Below are 15,170 nucleotides of genomic sequence, written 5' to 3' on the forward strand. Positions count from 1 at the left end.
CCAGAACCTAGGCAGGACAACGGCGTGCCCCATAAACGACGCGCCCGACCACCCACAGACACGTCACAAGATCCATAAAAATGCCTCAGAGGTATCACCCGCGCGAAGAACCAGGCCGACCCCGGGCGACACGCCGCCCGGCGCGCCGACGGGCGGGCTCGAGTATCCGCTGGCCTGCCGGCACGCCCGCCAGGCCGGAGCAGCCGATCCCACCCCACCGCCGTACGGTCGCGACTAACCTCGGATGGGAGTCAGTCGTGCCGGGCGCGACGCCTGCGGAGGTGATGCCGGATGGCCGCAGCCGCCGACGCAGCGGTGCTGGTCGGCGTCGGCTCGGAACGCAACTACCCGGTGGTCCGACTGGCCGCCCAGGAGGCCGCCGCGCACAACCGGGAACTGCACCTGCTGCACGCGTTCAACTGGGCCGCCGCGTTCGAGGCGCCGACGGTCGCCGAATCCCGCACCACCGTCGAGGAGTTGCTCGCCGAGGCCACCCGGATCGCCACCGGGGTCGCGCCGGAGTTGTCGGTGCACCGCGAGATCGTGGAGGGGCCGGCGGTGGCGGTGCTGACCCGCCGCTCGGAGACGGCGTTCCTGGTCGCGGTCGGCGACGGCGGCATGGCGGCCTGCGCCGACTGCGTGCCGGCCGACGCGCCGGGCGTGCAGTTGGCCGCGCGGGCCGGGTGCCCGGTGCTGGTGGCCCGCCGGGATCCGCCGCCGCAGGGGCCGGTGCTGGTCGGCGTGGACGGTACCGCCAGCTCGGAGGGCGTTCTGGAGTGGGCGTTCGACTGCGCCGCCCGGCGCGAGGCGCGGATGCTGGTCATCCGGGTGATCGAGCCGGACGAGACCACCGAGGACGCAACCGGCCAGCTCGAACAGGTCGTGGCCCGGTACGCGGACCGCCACCCCGCGGTGCCCACCGAGTGCCACGCGATCCGCGGCGACCCGGGCACCGTCCTGGTCGACCAGTCCCGGTCGGCCCAGCTGGCCGTGGTCGCGGCCCGGGGCGACGAGCCGTGGCGGGGCATGCTCGGCGCGGTGAGCCAGTCGCTGCTCTACCACTCACCGGCACCGGTGATCGTGATCCGGGGGCTGACCGGGATCCCGATGAACGGGGCGTAGCGCCCGCCCGACGCGGGACCAACGGCCCTGCGCCGTACCGGCTCCGGCGGCGAAGCTGAGATCGGCCCGGATGGATCCGCGCCGCAAGATGCAGGACTTCCCTACCCGCGAGAGGCTCAGGCAGTATGGACACCGCTGCGGACCTGCACGGCCCCCTGACCGGAGACGAGCTGCGCCGGCTGGACGCCTACTGGCGGGCGACGAACTATCTCACCGTCGGGCAGATCTACCTGCTGGACAATCCACTGCTGCGCGAACCGCTGACGCCCGAGCACGTCAAGCCGCGCCTGCTCGGCCACTGGGGCACCTCTCCCGGGTTGAACCTGCTCTACGCGCACCTGAACCGGGTGATCGTCGCCCGTGACCTGTCCGCCATGTTCATCACCGGGCCCGGCCACGGCGGCCCGGCGATCGTGGCGAACACCTGGCTGGAGGGCACCTGGAGCGAGAAGTACCACGGCACCGGCCGCGACGAGGCCGGCATGGCCCGGCTGTTCCGCCAGTTCTCCTTCCCCGGTGGCATCCCGAGCCACGTGGCGGCGGAGGTGCCGGGTTCGATCCACGAGGGCGGCGAGCTGGGCTACGCGCTGAGCCACGCCTACGGCGCCGCGTTCGACCATCCGGACCTGGTGGTGGCCTGCGTGATCGGCGACGGCGAGGCGGAGACCGGCCCGCTGGCCGGCAGCTGGCTGTCCAACGTCTTCCTCAACCCGGCGCGGGACGGCGCGGTGCTGCCCATCCTGCACCTGAACGGCTACAAGATCGCCAATCCGACGGTGCTGGACCGGATCCCGGAAGACGACCTGCTGGAGATGATGCGCGGCTCCGGCTACCAGCCGTACGTGGTGGCCGGTGACGATCCGGCGCGGGTGCACCAGGCGCTGGCCGCCACGCTGGACCGCGCGCTGGACGAGATCGCCGCGATCCAGCACGCCGCGCGCTCCGGCGGCGCGGTCGAGCGCCCCCGCTGGCCGATGATCGTCCTGCGGACGCCGAAGGGCTGGACGGGCCCGCGCGACGTCGACGGCAAGCAGGTGGAGGGCACCTACCGCTCGCACCAGGTGCCCCTGTCCGAGGTACGCAAGAACCCGGACCACCTGGCCGAGCTGGAGCGCTGGCTGCGCAGCTATCGGCCGGAGGAGCTCTTCGACGCCACCGGCGCCCCGGTCGCCGAGCTGGTCGAGCTGCCACCGAAGGGCGACCGGCGGATGAGCGCCAACCCGGTCACCAACGGCGGGATGGTGCTGCGCGACCTGAACCTGCCGGACTTCCGCGACTACGCCGTGGAGGTGGACCGACCGGGCGCGACGGTCGCCGGGGCCACCGGCGCGCTGGGCCCGTGGATCCGGGACGTGATCGCCGCCAATCCGGAGACGTTCCGCCTCTTCGGCCCGGACGAGGTCACCTCGAACCGGCTCGGCGCCGCCTTCGAGGTCACCGACCGCGCCTGGGTGGCCGGCCGGGTGCCGGGTGACGACCACCTCTCCCCGGACGGCCGGGTGATGGAGGTGCTCTCCGAGCACCTGTGCCAGGGCTGGCTGGAGGGCTACCTGCTGACCGGCCGGCACGGCATCTTCACCAGCTACGAGGCGTTCATCCACATCGTCGACTCGATGGTGAACCAGCACGCCAAGTGGCTGAAGGTGACCCGGGGCATCCCCTGGCGGCAGCCGGTGGCCTCGCTGAACTACCTGCTCTCCAGCCATGTCTGGCGGCAGGACCACAACGGCTTCTCGCACCAGGACCCGGGCTTCATCGACCACGTGATGAACAAGAAGGCCGAGGTGGTCCGGGTCTACCTGCCGCCGGACGGGAACACCCTGCTCTCCACGATGGACCACTGCCTGCGCAGCCGGCACTACATCAACGTGGTGGTGGCCGGCAAGCAGCCGGCGCCGAACTGGCTGTCGATGGAGGAGGCGATCCAGCACGCGCGCCGCGGCATCGGCATCTGGGACTGGGCCAGCTCCGACGACGGCAGCGAGCCGGACGTGGTGCTCGCCTGCGCCGGGGACGTGCCGACGCTGGAGACCCTCGCCGCGGCGGACCTGCTGCGCCGGCACCTGCCCGAGCTGAAGGTCCGGGTGGTCAACGTGGTCGACCTGATGCGCCTGCAGCCCGCTTCGGAGCACCCGCACGGCCTGGCCGACAAGGAGTTCGACACGATCTTCACCGAGAACCGGCCGGTCATCTTCGCCTACCACGGCTATCCCTGGCTGATCCACCGGCTCACCTACCGCCGCACCAACCACGACAACCTGCACGTGCGCGGCTACAAGGAGGAGGGCACCACCACCACCCCGTTCGACATGGTGATGCTCAACGACCTCGACCGGTTCCACCTGGTCATCGACGTGATCGACCGGGTGCCGGGGCTGGCCGCCCGGGCCGCGCACCTGCGCCAGGAGATGGTCGACGCCCGCCAGTCCTGCCGGGACTACACCCGCCGCTACGGCGAGGACGACCCCCGGGTGGCGGAGTGGCGCTGGATCCGGGAGACCCAGCCGGGTCTGCGGGGCGGGCAGTGAACGGGCGGCGCGCTCCGGCGGGCCCGACCCACGGGCGGCGGACGCGATGAACGGCGAGGAGATCCTGGTCGGCTACGACGGCTCCACGGAGGCCGCGGCGGCGCTGACGTGGGCGCTGGACGAGGCGCGCCGCAGCGGCCGCCCGGTCCGGCTGGCGTACGTCTACGAGTGGCTCACCGTGGCCGGCTGGATCGGGCCCGGCATCGCCCCCGGCGTCTGGCCGGACGAGACGGCCCGGCGGCAGGTCGAGGACCTGGTACGCAGGGCGACGACGGACGCCGCCGCGGCGAGCCCGGGCGTGACCGTGCATGGCGAGGTGTTCGACGGACCAGCCGCGCTGGTGCTGGAGGAACGGTCGGCGCAGGCCGGCCTGCTGGTGCTGGGCAGCCGCGGGCACGGCGGCTTCACCGGGCTGCTCGCCGGATCGACCGCGGTGGCGGTCACCGCGCACGCGCACTGCCCGGTGGTGGTGGTCCGCGGCGAAGCCGGCCGGCGCTCCGGGCACGTCGTGGTCGGCGTGGACGGCTCCGAGTACTCGCTGGTGGCGCTCGGGTTCGCGGTCGAGCAGGCCGCGCTACGGCAGGTGCCGCTACGCGTGGTGCGGGCCTGGCACCCGCCGGCCGGTCAGCGGCCGCCGGCCGGTCCGGAGGAGCGGGAGGCGGCGATGGCCGACCGGGCCGAGCTGGACGAGCCGCTGGCCCGCTGGCGCCGGGCGTTCCCCGACGTCGAGGTGGTCGTCGAGGTGACGGCCGCCGCCCCGGCCGCGCTGCTGGTCGACGCCAGCCGCGACGCGCAGCTGGTGGTGGTCGGCAGCCGCGGCCGCGGTGGGCTGCGCGGGATGCTGCTCGGCTCGGTGAGCCAGCAGCTCATCCAGCACGCCCACTGCCCGGTCGCGGTGGTCCGCGAGCGCTGACCCGGGGTGGCGGCGTCACCGCCGCCCGCCGCCTCGGCCGCGCCAGCACCGTCCGGCCGCCGCCCGAGCGGTTACGGGTTCGCGGCCGTGGCGAGCGGCCAAGGCCCACCGACGCGGGCCGAACGGCCCGGCGGTGGCGGGACCTGCGTCCCGTGCGGAGGCCCGGCGGATGTCGCAGGATGGAGCGGCAATCCCACCCGCGACGCCGCCCGGGGCAGGCACCATGGGCGGAGACGAGAGGTCGTGACGATGAGCCACGAGACGCCGGCGACGGACCGCCCGCTGACCACCGCACTCGCGGAGGCGGCCGCCATGGCCGGTCACGCCCCGTCGGTGCACAACACCCAGCCGTGGCGGTGGCGGGTGCTGCCCGACGCGCTGGAGCTGCGGATGGTCCCCGAGCGCCGGCTCACGGCGACCGACCCGGAGGGGCGGCTGCTGGCCGTCAGCTGCGGCACCGCGCTGCACCACGCCCGGCTGGCGCTGGCCGCCGAGGGCTGGACGGCGGTGGTGGAGCGGCTGCCCGACCCGGGCGACGAGGAGCTGTTGGCCCGGCTGACCGGATTCTCCCGCACCGGGGCCGACCCGGACGCGATGCACATGGTGCAGTGCATGCAGGTGCGGCACACCGACCGGCGGCCGGTCAGCGACGAGCCGGTGCCCACCACGGTGCTCGGGCAGGTCGCCTCGGCGGTCTCCGCCGAGGGCTGCCGGCTGCAGATCCTCGACCGGGACCAGGTGATGCGGCTGGCCGCGGCGGCCGGGCGCGCCGCCACGGTCGAAGCGGAGGACCCGCAGCTGCGCGAGGAGCTGGACTACTGGACCAGCCGGGCCGGCACCGGCACCGGGCTGCCCCCGGAGGTGCTGCCCGAGCAGCCGCCACAGACCACCGTGCCCGCCCGCGACTTCGGCCGCGCCGGCACCCTGCCGATCGGCCCGGGCCACGACCGGGCGGCGGTGTACGCGCTGCTCTACGGCGACGAGGACGAGCGGGACAGCTGGCTGCGCGCCGGCGAGGCGCTCTCCGCGGCATGGCTGACCGCCACCCGGCACGGCGTGTCGGTGGTGCCGCTGAGCGGGGTGGTGGAGCTGGACGGCACCCGGCAGACGCTGCGCCAGCTGCTGGCCGGGCTCGGTTACCCGTACCTCGTGCTGCGCCTGGGGATCGCGGACCCGGCGCACGCCGGACCGCCGCACACCCCGCGGCTCGCGGTGGAGCAGGTGGTGGACACCTCCGCGGTCCGCGGCGGGCAGGGTTGACGGCCTCCCGCTCCCGGCCGGGCGGCCGTTAGGCTCGGCCGGTGGCGGCGAACACTCCGAACCCCCGGCGGGAGCCCTCGGCGACCCCGTCGCTCGGTCTGGGCCCGCTGTCCCGGGTCCGCCTCGACGAGCTGCTCCAGGAGATGCTCGACCGGGTCGGCGAGGTGGTCACCAGCCGCGAGCGGCTGCGGGCGCTGCTGGACGCGGTGGTCGGCATCAGCACCGACCTGGATCTGCGCAGCACCCTGCAACGGATCGTCGAGGCGGCCTGCGAGCTGGCCGGCGCCCGCTACGGCGCGCTCGGCGTGATCGGCCACGACCGGATGCTGTACGACTTCATCACCCACGGCATCTCCCCCGAGCTGCACGCGAAGATCGGTGACCTGCCGCACGGGCGGGGCGTGCTCGGCCTGCTCATCGACGACCCGCGCCCGGTGCGGATGCCCGACATCACCCAGCACCCCAACTCGTACGGCTTCCCGCCGCACCACCCGCCGATGCACAGCTTCCTCGGCGTGCCGGTGCGTATCCGCGACCAGGTCTTCGGCAACCTCTACCTGGCCGAGAAGCAGGGCGCCGACGAGTTCACCGACGACGACGAGGAGATCGTGGTCGCGCTGGCCGCCGCGGCCGGCGTGGCGATCGAGAACGCCCGCCTCTACGCCCTGGCCCACCAGCGGGAACGATGGCTCGCCGCGACTGCCGAGATCACCTCGGTGCTGCTCGGCGAGGTGCGCCGCACGGACGCGCTGGCGCTGGTGGCCCGGCGGGCCCGCGAGGTCGCCGAGGCCGAGCTGGCGCTGGTGCTGCTCTACGACCCCGAGGCCGACGAGTTCACCGTCGAGGTCGTGGACGGGGCCGGTGACCAGGCGGGCGCGCTGGTCGGCACGGTGCTGCCGGCGGCCGGGACCAGCTTCGCGCCGGCCGTCGCCGAGGGCCGGCACGACGTGGTCGACGACCTGGCGCACGCCGCGCCCTGGCCGGCGCTGCTGCACACCGGGCCGGCGGTGGTCTCCCCGCTGGCCACCGCCGACACCCTGCACGGCGTGCTGCTGATCGCGCACCGGGCCGACCACGCGCTGCCCACCGCCGACGACCAGGCGCTGGCCCTGCTCGGCAGCTTCGCCGGGCAGGCGGCGCTGGCCATGGAGCGGGCCCGGGGCCAGGAGGAGCGCGAGCTGCTGGTGGTCCTGGAGGACCGCGAGCGGATCGCCCGGGACCTGCACGACGTGGTCATCCAGCGGCTCTTCGCCACCGGCCTGCAACTGCAGAGCGCCGCCCCGATGGCCACGAAACCGGAGATCGCCAAGCGGATCAACGCGGCGGTCGACGACCTGGACGCCACCATCAAGGACATCCGCCGCACCATCTTCGAGCTGCGCACGCCGATGAGCGCGGCGCTGCGCACGGAGATCCGCGAGGCGGTCGAGGTGGCCGCCGAGGCGCTCGGCCACCGGCCGAGCCTGGAGCTGGTCGGCCCGATCGACAGCGCGGTGCCGGACGCGGTCCGCCCGGACCTCACCGCCGTGCTGCGGGAGGCGCTGTCCAACGCGGTACGCCACGCCCACGCCGACCGGGTGGCGGTCGCCGTCCGGGTCGACGGCGGGCAGGTGGCGGTCACCGTCACCGACGACGGCGTGGGCTGCGACCCGGCCGCCGCCCGGGGCGGGCTGGTCAACCTGCGCGAGCGCGCCGAACGCCACGGCGGCGTGTTCGAGGTACGCCCGGCCAGCCCCCGCGGCACCGAACTGCACTGGCGCATCCCACTAGCCACCTGACCCGCCCCCGCCCCGCCCCCCGTCCCACCCCCAGTACGCGATCTTGCACGGTGGCCCGGCATCAGGGGCAGATCCCCGGTATCGGGGGTGGAACGTGCAGGATCGGCGAGGAAGCGGGAGGGTGGGTCAGGGGGTCTTGCGGAGGAGGCGGGTGGCCAGGACGGCGGCCTGGGTGCGGCGCTCCAGGCCCAGCTTGGCCAGCACGCTGGAGACGTAGTTCTTGACCGTCTTCTCCGCCAGGAACATCTTGCCGGCGATCTCCCGGTTGGTGAGCCCCTCGGCCACGTACTCCAGGATCCGCCGCTCCTGGTCGGTGAGGTCCTTCAGCTCCCGGGGCTGCTCGACGCCGCTGCGGATCCGCTCCAGCACCCGGGTGGTGATCGCCGGGTCGAGCAGTGACTGCCCGGCCGCCACCCGGCGCACCGCGTCGACCAGGTCGGTGCCGCGGATCTGCTTGAGCACGTAGCCGGCCGCGCCGGCCATGATGGCCGCGAACAGCGCCTCGTCGTCCTCGTACGAGGTGAGGATCAGGCCCTTGATCGAGGAGTCCACGGCCCGGATGTCGCGGCACACGTCGATGCCGTTGCCGTCGGGCAGCCGGGCGTCGAGGATCGCCACGTCCGGCCGGAGGGCCGGGATGCGCCGCGCCGCCTCCGGGGCGGAGCCGGACTCGCCGACCACTTCGATGTCGCCGCTGCTCTGCAACAGGTCGGCGAGGCCGCGACGGACGACCTCGTGGTCGTCGAGGAGGAACACCCGGATCATTCCTCGTTTCTACCCGCTGCGCCGCCCGCCGGCACGGGCCGAAGGTCCCGAACCGCGTGACCTACCGCCGGGCGGGCGCGGTCACCTCCCCGTTGACCTGCGGCGGCGGGCGGTCGGGCCCGGGCGGACGGGACGTCCGGCCCTGTCCGGCGGGGGTCCGGCCGGCGCACTGTCGAGGTGGACCCGGCGAGCGCCGAAGGAGCGTGACCATGGACACCGCCTACACCGTCGAGCAGGTGCGGGCCGCCGTCACCGACGCGGTACGCGCGCCGTCGCTGCACAACACCCAGCCGTGGCGGTTCCGCCTGCGGGACGGCGGCATCGAGGTGCTCGTCGACGCGTCCCGGCGGCTGCCGGCCACCGACCCGAGCGGCTGGGGAGTCCGGATCGCCTGCGGGGCGGCCCTGTTCAACCTGCGGCTCGCGCTGGCCGTGGCGGGCCGACCCGCGACGGTTCGGCTGCGCCCGTACCCGGCCGAGCCGGACGTGGTGGCCCGGCTGGTGCCCGGCCCCTCCCGGCCGCCGACCCCGACCGAGCAGAGCCTGTACGCGGCCATCCCCCGCCGGTTCAGCAACCGGGCGCCGTTCTGGCCGGACCCGGTGCCGGCGGACGCGCGCTGGCGGCTGGCCGAGGCGGCCCGGGCCGAGCAGTGCTGGCTGGAGCTGCTGATCGGGGTGAGCGCGGTGAACGCGTTCGCCGAGATCGCCCGCAGCGCCCACCGGGTGCTCGAACGCGACCCGGCCTACCGGAGCGAACGCACCGACTGGGTGCGCGGCGAACCCGCCCCGGACGGGGTACCGGCCGCCGCCGGCGGCCCGCGGAGCGAACCGCAGGACCTGCTGCCGTCCCGGGGCTTCGGCGGGCTGGACCGGGCCCCGGGGCGCGACTTCGAGCCGGAGCCGCTGGTGGCCGTCCTGGGCTCGACCGGGAACACGGCGGTGGATCAGGTGCTCGCCGGGCAGGCGCTGCAGCGGGTGCTGCTCACCGCGACCGACGCCGGCCTGTCGGTGTCGATGCTCTCGCAGCCGATCGAGGTGCCGGGGGCCCGGGAGCAGCTGAGGCTCTCGCTGGGCCGGTTCGGCACCCCGCAGATGGTGCTGCGGGTCGGCTACGGCCAGCCGGGGTCGCCGACGCCCCGCCGCGCCGTCGACGACGTGCTGGACCTGCCCGTCCGGTCGTGACCCGGCCGGCCCGCACGACGTGCGGGCCCGCCGGGTCGTGCCGGTGCGCACGACCCGACGTCCCCACCGCCCGCCGGGCCAGCTCAGGGAGGGCCCTCCTGCGCCCCGGTCGGCGGCCCGGCCCGGCCCGCCCGTCGGTCAGGCCGGCGTGAGGCCGGCCAGCAGCGCCGCCTCCCGGGCCGGGTCGAGCCCCACCTTCGCCCGCTGCGGCCGCCCGGCCCGCGGCGGCACCGTGCCCACCCGGCGCAGCCAGGCCCAGGTGTCGGCGACCGTCTCGGCGACCGGGCGGCAGGTCAGCCCCGCCGCGTACGCCCGGCTGACGTCGCGCTCCTGCAACCAGCGGTACTCGTGCCCGAGCGGGATCCAGACCGGCAGGTCGTTCCAGGGCACCACGCCCGCGGCCAGGATCGGTTCCGGGTCCACCCAGCGCAGCCGGGCGTCCGACCCGGTGGCCGCGACGCACGCGTCGAGCAGCTCGCCCATGGTGGCGTGCCCGGTGCGGCCGACCACGTTGAAGGTGCCGCCGAGCCGGTCGGCGCCCCGGTCCAGCAGCCAACCGGCCAGGTCCCGCACGTCGACGTACTGCAGCGGCAGGTCGGCCGGGCCGGGCGCGAGCACCTCGCCGCCGCGGGCGATCCGCTCCAGCCACCAGGGCAGCCGGCCGATGTCCTCCCCCGGCCCGAGGATCAGCCCGGCCCGGGCGATCAGCGCCGCCTCGCCGTACACCTGCCGCACGGCCCGCTCGGCGCCGGCCTTGAGGTGCGGATAGTCGCCGTCGGTGGCGTCCGGGTCGGCGTCCACCACCGGCGCGTCCTCTGCGGAGCCCGGCTGGACCGGCTCGGCGTAGACCGACCCGCTGGAGACGTAGGCGTAGTGCCCGACCCGGCCGTGCAGCGCCCGCGCCGCGTCCCCCGCCGCCCGGGGCGCGCCGTCCCAGGTGTCCACCACCAGGTCCCACTCGCCGCCGGCCAGCGCGACCAGCCCGTCCGGCGCCGTCCGGTCACCGCGCAGCCGGTGTACGCCCTGCGGCGTGCTCCCGTGCAGCCCCCGGTTGAACACCGTCACCGACCAGCCCCGGCGGGCCGCCTCGGCGACCGTCGCCCCGCCCACGAAACCCGTACCACCCAGCACCAGCAGTCTCATGCGCTCCACTGTGCCGCCTCCCGGCGGCGCCCCGGCCCGGTGTTCACGCTGAGCGGATCTGCTGACGGCAGAAGCCGCCCGGAGCGCCCGCTCCTCCTGCCGCCGGCCTCCTGCCGTCGGAGGAGGCGCGGCCGGTGGCAGGAGCGCGATCCGGCCGTACGGCAGGAGGTGCCGGCCGTCGGCCACGACGATCGTCGAGGACATGACGACCTCACTGCGCACCGCCTGGCGGGGCAGCCCCGCCCTGACCCTCCTCGCCGCCCTGATGGCCGGGCTGCTCCTGGTCAGCGCCGTCGGCCTGGTGGTCGACGGCCGTACCCTCGGCGGGCAGCCGATCTGGCTGAAGCCCGCGAAGTTCGCCGCCTCGTTCGTGCTCTACGGGCTCACCCTGGCCTGGCTGATGGCGCACCTGCGGCGCGGCCGGCGGACCGCCCGCTGGACGTCGTACGCCGTCGTCGCCACCGCCGTCCTGGAGGTCGGCATCATCGTGACCCAGGCCGCCCGCGGCCGGGCCAGCCACTTCAACGAGGCCACCCCGCTCGACGAGGCGATGTGGCGGGCGATGGGCAGCTTCATCACCGTGCTGTGGCTGGGCACCGCGGTCCTGACCGTCCTGCTCTGGCGGGACGGCATGCCGGACCGGGCCGGCACCTGGGCGGTGCGGCTCGGCATGGTGGTGCTGCTGGTCGGCCTGTTGCAGGGCCTCACCATGGTGGTGCCGACCGAGGCGCAACTGGCCCTCGACGAGCGGGGACTGGGCACCACCATGGGCGCGCACGCGGTCGGGGTGCCCGACGGCGGGCCGGGCATGCCGCTGACCGGTTGGAGCACCACCGGCGGCGACCTGCGGGTCGGGCACTTCGTCGGCATCCACGGCCTGCAGGCGGTGCTGCTGTTCGCGATGCTGCTGCCCGGGCTGGTCCGGGACGCGGCGCGCCGCGCCCGCCTGGTGTTCGTCTTCGCGTTCGCCTGGACCGGGCTGCTGGTGCTGGTGACCTGGCAGGCGCTGCGCGGCCAGCCGCTCACCGCCCCGGACGCCACCACCCTCGCCGCGGTCGCCGCGCTGGTGCTGACCACGGCGGTCGCCGCGACGGTCTCCTGGCTGATTCCCGTCCGGTCCGCCGCGCTGCTGCCCGTCCGGCCCGCTGCGTAGGATGCCGACATGCTCTGGGTGGAGCGGCTGTTCGAGGAGCGGTACACGGCGGTCCGGCTCACCCTGGTGAGCCTGACCGGGGTCGGCTACCTGGTCCTGACCCCGGACGGCGCCGCCCTGAGCCCGCTGGACCGGGGGCTCGCGGTCGGCGTCCTGCTCTTCGGCTACGTCGGGATCTGGTCCCCGTTCAGCGTCGTCTGTGGAGTGTCCGCGGCGTTCGCGGTGGGCTACCTCTTCGGCGCCGACAACGACGTCGTCCCCGCGGTCGCGCTGGCCTGGGCGATGTTCGAGCTGGGCGCCCGGCGCTCCGGCTGGCAGGTGTGGACCGGCCTGGCCGTCGGCGTCGCCGGCAGCATGCTCTCCGACTACGACGAACTCGTCGAGATCGCGCTCACCGTGGTCTACGCCGCGGCCGCCGGGGTGGCGGCGCCGCTGCTGCTCGGCATGCACGTGCGCGCCCTCGGCGAGCTGAACCGGCAGGCCGCCGACCGCGCCCGGCAGGAGGTGTCCCGGGTACGCGCCGAGGAGCGCACCGCCATCGCCCGGGAACTGCACGACCTGGTGGCCCACCACGTGGCCTCGATCGTGCTGCGGGTGGCGGTGGCCCGCAACGTGCTGCCGTTGGACGACCCGCGCGTACGGGAGGTGCTCGACGACGTGCACGCCACCGGCTCCGGGGCGCTGACCGACCTGCGCCGGCTGGTGGCCGTGCTGCGCGACCCCGGCGCGACCCGGGACGCCACCTTCGTCGACCCGGAGGGGCTGCCGGTCGCCCTGCGCACCGCGGTGGACCGCAGCCACCGGATCGGCCTGGACGTGCAGGCGGAGATCGACCCCGAGGTGGTCCGGTTGGACTCCCGCACCGCGCTGGCCGTGCTGCGGCTGACCCAGGAGGGACTGGCCAACGTGGCCAAGCACGCCGGCCCGGCGGCCCGGGCGCGCCTGTCGATCCAGGTGGACGACGACCGGGTCGAGTTCGACCTGCACGACTTCGGCGGCCCGCCCGGGACCCCGTCAGGCGGGCCGGCCGGGCACGGGCTGGTCGGCCTGCGCGAGCGGGTGGAGGTCCTCGGCGGCCGGCTGGACGCCGGCCCGGCGGGCGCCGGCTGGCGGCTGAGCGCGCGGGTGCCCACCGGAGCCGCGGCATGATCCGGGTGCTGCTCGTCGACGACCAGCAACTGGTCCGCGCCGGCCTGCGGATGCTCTGCGGCTCCGTGCCGGACATGGAGGTGGTCGGCGAGGCGGCCGACGGCGCGGCCGCGGTCCGGCTCGCCGAGCAGTTGCGCCCGGACGTGGTGCTGATGGACCTGCGGATGCCCGGCGTCGACGGCACCGCCGCCACCGCGCGGATCCTGGCGCACCGGCCCTCGACCCGGGTGGTGGTGCTGACCACCTTCGACGACGACGACCACCTCTATCCGGCGCTGGCCGCCGGCGCCTGCGGCTTCCTGGTCAAGGACAGCAGCCCGGCCGAGCTGCTGGACGGGGTGCGGCGGGCGGCCGGTGGGGACAGCCCGTTCAGCCAGACCGTGCTGCGCCGCCTGGTCGAGCAGGCGGTCCGCACCCAGCCGAACCGGTCCCCGGTGGCCGCGCCGGCGGGCGTCACCGACCGCGAGCGCGACGTGCTGGCGCTGGTCGGTCAGGGGCTCTCCAACCCGGAGATCGCCGCCCGGCTGCACCTCGGCGTCACCACCGTGAAGACCCACGTGGCGAACCTGATGACCAAGACCGGCAGCAGCAACCGGGTGCAGCTCGCCGTCTACGCCGCGACCGGCGGGCAACCCGGCTGACCGGCCCGCGGCTCGATGGTGGGCGATACTGGGTTTGAACCAGTGACCTCTTCCGTGTCAAGGAAGCGCGCTCCCACTGCGCCAATCGCCCCTGGTGACCATCCCGCCGGCAACGGCCGGGGTGGTCTGCGAGCGGACGACGGGATTCGAACCCGCGACCCTCACCTTGGCAAGGTGATGCGCTACCAGCTGCGCTACGTCCGCGTGCCGCCGGTGTTCCCCGGCGACGGGCTGAACTCTACCCGATGCCAAGATCCCCCGGACCGCCGACCCACCCGGCCCCGGGTCCCGGCATGGTTGCGCTGGTCAGCGCCGGGGTACTGAAGTCCCTCGACAGCACACCACATCCCCTGACAAGGAGGCTGTCGTGGGTATCGGCACCAGCATCTTCCTGATCGCGGTCGGCGCGATCCTCACCTTCGCGCTGGACGCGAGCGTCGGCGGCATCGACCTCGACGTGGTCGGCTGGATCCTGATGGCGGCCGGCGTACTGGGGCTCATCATGACCACGCTCATCTGGGGCCGGCGCCGCCAGGTGGTCAGCACCACCGAGCCCGTCGAGCCCGTGGAGTACCGGCGGGTCGAGGAGCGCCGGGACATCGCCCCGCCGCTCTGACCGGCGTCGACGCGGCCGACGGAGCTGGACGGTCGCGGCGGTGAGGTGCCGGCCACCACCGGTGGTGGCCGGCACGTCACCGTGCCCGGGTCAGCCCATCAGGGCGTTCAGCGTGCCGTAGTCGAGCCCGTCGGAGAGCGCCCCGTACGTCCCCGCGCCGAGCGCCTCGTCGGCGGCCCGCCGGGCCACCGCGTACGCCGCCTGGGCGACCGACGACCCGAGGCTGACCCGGGCGACCCCCAGCCGGGCCAGCTCCGGCACCGCCGGGGCCCCCGGCCCGGCCATCACGTTGACCGGCGCGGACACGCCGGCGACCAGGGCCCGGATGGTGTCCGGGTCGACCACGCCCGGCACGAACACCCCGTCCGCGCCGGCCGCCAGGTACGCCTTCGCCCGCACCACCGTCGCCTCCACCCCCTCGACGGCGCGCAGGAGGGTGTCGGTGCGGGCGTTGACGAACACCGGCACGCCGGCGGCGTCCGCGGCCGCCCGCACCGCGGCGATCCGCGCGCACTGGTCGTCCACGTCGCGCAGGACCGGCCCGCCGTCGTACCGGGCGTCCTCGATGTTCACCCCCACCGCGCCGGCGGCGATCACCGCCCGGGCGGTCTCGCCGACCTCCGCCGGGTTCGCCCCGTACCCGGACTCGATGTCCACGGAGACCGGCACCGGCACCGCGGCGACGACCCGGCGCACCAGGTCGACGGCCGCCTCGCGGCCGAGGGCGTCGCCGTCCGGGGCGCCCAGGCTCCAGGCGACGCCGGCGCTGGTGGTGGCCACCGCGCGGGCGCCGGCGGCGGCCACGATCCGGGCGCTGGCCACGTCCCAGGCGTTGACGAGGACCAGGGGCGACCCGGCGGTGTGCAGGGAACGGAACAGGTCTGCTCGGCTGTGTTGATCGCTCACCCGGCCAGTCTGGGC

The 15,170-nt window shown here is 75.1% G+C and carries 13 protein-coding genes and 2 tRNA genes; 10 read left to right on the top strand and 5 right to left on the bottom strand.

The window, feature by feature from the left end; genetic code table 11:
- Positions 1-291 precede the first annotated feature (291 nt).
- From AC1WTP_RS12310 to AC1WTP_RS12330, 5 genes are all read left to right on the top strand, one after another.
- A complete protein-coding gene (locus AC1WTP_RS12310; RefSeq protein WP_481649365.1) occupies positions 292-1,122 on the top strand; it encodes a universal stress protein in 831 nt (276 codons plus the stop codon).
- 125 nt (positions 1,123-1,247) lie between these two features.
- Positions 1,248-3,650: a phosphoketolase family protein gene (locus AC1WTP_RS12315; RefSeq protein WP_481649366.1), complete on the top strand. Its 2,403-nt coding sequence runs from the start codon at positions 1,248-1,250 to the stop codon at positions 3,648-3,650.
- A 46-nt stretch (positions 3,651-3,696) separates the two neighbouring features.
- Positions 3,697-4,563, top strand: coding sequence for a universal stress protein (locus AC1WTP_RS12320; RefSeq protein ID WP_481649367.1), 867 nt, complete (start codon positions 3,697-3,699; stop codon positions 4,561-4,563).
- A 249-nt stretch (positions 4,564-4,812) separates the two neighbouring features.
- The gene (locus tag AC1WTP_RS12325) at positions 4,813-5,823 is read left to right on the top strand and encodes an Acg family FMN-binding oxidoreductase (RefSeq protein ID WP_481649368.1); all 1,011 of its coding nucleotides are present in this window, start codon (positions 4,813-4,815) and stop codon (positions 5,821-5,823) included.
- Between the two features lie 98 nt (positions 5,824-5,921).
- Positions 5,922-7,601 (top strand): sensor histidine kinase, encoded by a 1,680-nt coding sequence (locus tag AC1WTP_RS12330; RefSeq protein WP_481649496.1) that lies wholly within the window; start codon positions 5,922-5,924, stop codon positions 7,599-7,601.
- 126 nt (positions 7,602-7,727) lie between these two features.
- On the opposite strand, the gene AC1WTP_RS12335 is transcribed toward AC1WTP_RS12330, so the two are convergent.
- Positions 7,728-8,366 (bottom strand): response regulator, encoded by a 639-nt coding sequence (locus AC1WTP_RS12335; protein ID WP_447135359.1) that lies wholly within the window; start codon positions 8,364-8,366, stop codon positions 7,728-7,730.
- A gap of 209 nt (positions 8,367-8,575) precedes the next feature.
- On the opposite strand from AC1WTP_RS12335, the gene AC1WTP_RS12340 reads away from it, so the two are divergent.
- Positions 8,576-9,547 (top strand): Acg family FMN-binding oxidoreductase, encoded by a 972-nt coding sequence (locus AC1WTP_RS12340; protein ID WP_481649369.1) that lies wholly within the window; start codon positions 8,576-8,578, stop codon positions 9,545-9,547.
- A gap of 138 nt (positions 9,548-9,685) precedes the next feature.
- Here the strand turns inward: AC1WTP_RS12340 and AC1WTP_RS12345 are convergent, their stop codons facing one another.
- Positions 9,686-10,690: an NAD-dependent epimerase/dehydratase family protein gene (locus AC1WTP_RS12345; RefSeq protein WP_481649370.1), complete on the bottom strand. Its 1,005-nt coding sequence runs from the start codon at positions 10,688-10,690 to the stop codon at positions 9,686-9,688.
- A gap of 202 nt (positions 10,691-10,892) precedes the next feature.
- Between AC1WTP_RS12345 and AC1WTP_RS12350 the strand changes: the two genes are divergently transcribed.
- The 3 genes from AC1WTP_RS12350 to AC1WTP_RS12360 are packed head-to-tail and all read left to right on the top strand — an operon-like array spanning position 10,893 to position 13,633.
- Entirely contained in the window at positions 10,893-11,843 is a 951-nt protein-coding gene (locus AC1WTP_RS12350) for a hypothetical protein (RefSeq protein WP_481649371.1), read from the top strand.
- Positions 11,844-11,852: 9 nt separating this feature from the next.
- Positions 11,853-12,992: a sensor histidine kinase gene (locus tag AC1WTP_RS12355; protein ID WP_481649372.1), complete on the top strand. Its 1,140-nt coding sequence runs from the start codon at positions 11,853-11,855 to the stop codon at positions 12,990-12,992.
- The gene (locus AC1WTP_RS12360; protein ID WP_481649373.1) at positions 12,989-13,633 is read left to right on the top strand and encodes a response regulator; all 645 of its coding nucleotides are present in this window, start codon (positions 12,989-12,991) and stop codon (positions 13,631-13,633) included. Before AC1WTP_RS12355 ends, AC1WTP_RS12360 begins: the two co-directional genes overlap by 4 nt.
- A gap of 16 nt (positions 13,634-13,649) precedes the next feature.
- Here the strand turns inward: AC1WTP_RS12360 and AC1WTP_RS12365 are convergent.
- Positions 13,650-13,724: transfer RNA gene (locus AC1WTP_RS12365), tRNA-Val, on the bottom strand.
- A 40-nt stretch (positions 13,725-13,764) separates the two neighbouring features.
- Positions 13,765-13,837: transfer RNA gene (locus AC1WTP_RS12370), tRNA-Gly, on the bottom strand.
- 163 nt (positions 13,838-14,000) lie between these two features.
- Between AC1WTP_RS12370 and AC1WTP_RS12375 the strand changes: the two genes are divergently transcribed.
- Positions 14,001-14,249, top strand: coding sequence for a DUF6458 family protein (locus tag AC1WTP_RS12375; protein ID WP_447135365.1), 249 nt, complete (start codon positions 14,001-14,003; stop codon positions 14,247-14,249).
- Positions 14,250-14,339: 90 nt separating this feature from the next.
- Here AC1WTP_RS12375 and AC1WTP_RS12380 read toward each other — a convergent pair whose 3' ends face one another.
- The gene (locus AC1WTP_RS12380) at positions 14,340-15,155 is read right to left on the bottom strand and encodes an isocitrate lyase/PEP mutase family protein (protein ID WP_481649374.1); all 816 of its coding nucleotides are present in this window, start codon (positions 15,153-15,155) and stop codon (positions 14,340-14,342) included.
- Between the last annotated feature and the right edge of the window lie 15 nt (positions 15,156-15,170).

Source organism: Micromonospora sp. R311, from assembly GCF_056780015.1.

What these genes read in the sequence shown, in the direction of transcription:
- AC1WTP_RS12310 (WP_481649365.1), top strand. Translation starts at nt 292, where the DNA reads ATGGCCGCAGCCGCCGACGCAGCGGTGCTGGTCGGCGTCGGCTCGGAA.
- AC1WTP_RS12315 (WP_481649366.1), top strand. Translation starts at nt 1,248, where the DNA reads ATGGACACCGCTGCGGACCTGCACGGCCCCCTGACCGGAGACGAGCTG.
- AC1WTP_RS12320 (WP_481649367.1), top strand. Translation starts at nt 3,697, where the DNA reads ATGAACGGCGAGGAGATCCTGGTCGGCTACGACGGCTCCACGGAGGCC.
- AC1WTP_RS12325 (WP_481649368.1), top strand. Translation starts at nt 4,813, where the DNA reads ATGAGCCACGAGACGCCGGCGACGGACCGCCCGCTGACCACCGCACTC.
- AC1WTP_RS12335 (WP_447135359.1), bottom strand. Translation starts at nt 8,366, where the DNA reads ATGATCCGGGTGTTCCTCCTCGACGACCACGAGGTCGTCCGTCGCGGC.
- AC1WTP_RS12340 (WP_481649369.1), top strand. Translation starts at nt 8,576, where the DNA reads ATGGACACCGCCTACACCGTCGAGCAGGTGCGGGCCGCCGTCACCGAC.
- AC1WTP_RS12345 (WP_481649370.1), bottom strand. Translation starts at nt 10,690, where the DNA reads ATGAGACTGCTGGTGCTGGGTGGTACGGGTTTCGTGGGCGGGGCGACG.
- AC1WTP_RS12350 (WP_481649371.1), top strand. Translation starts at nt 10,893, where the DNA reads ATGACGACCTCACTGCGCACCGCCTGGCGGGGCAGCCCCGCCCTGACC.
- AC1WTP_RS12355 (WP_481649372.1), top strand. Translation starts at nt 11,853, where the DNA reads ATGCTCTGGGTGGAGCGGCTGTTCGAGGAGCGGTACACGGCGGTCCGG.
- AC1WTP_RS12360 (WP_481649373.1), top strand. Translation starts at nt 12,989, where the DNA reads ATGATCCGGGTGCTGCTCGTCGACGACCAGCAACTGGTCCGCGCCGGC.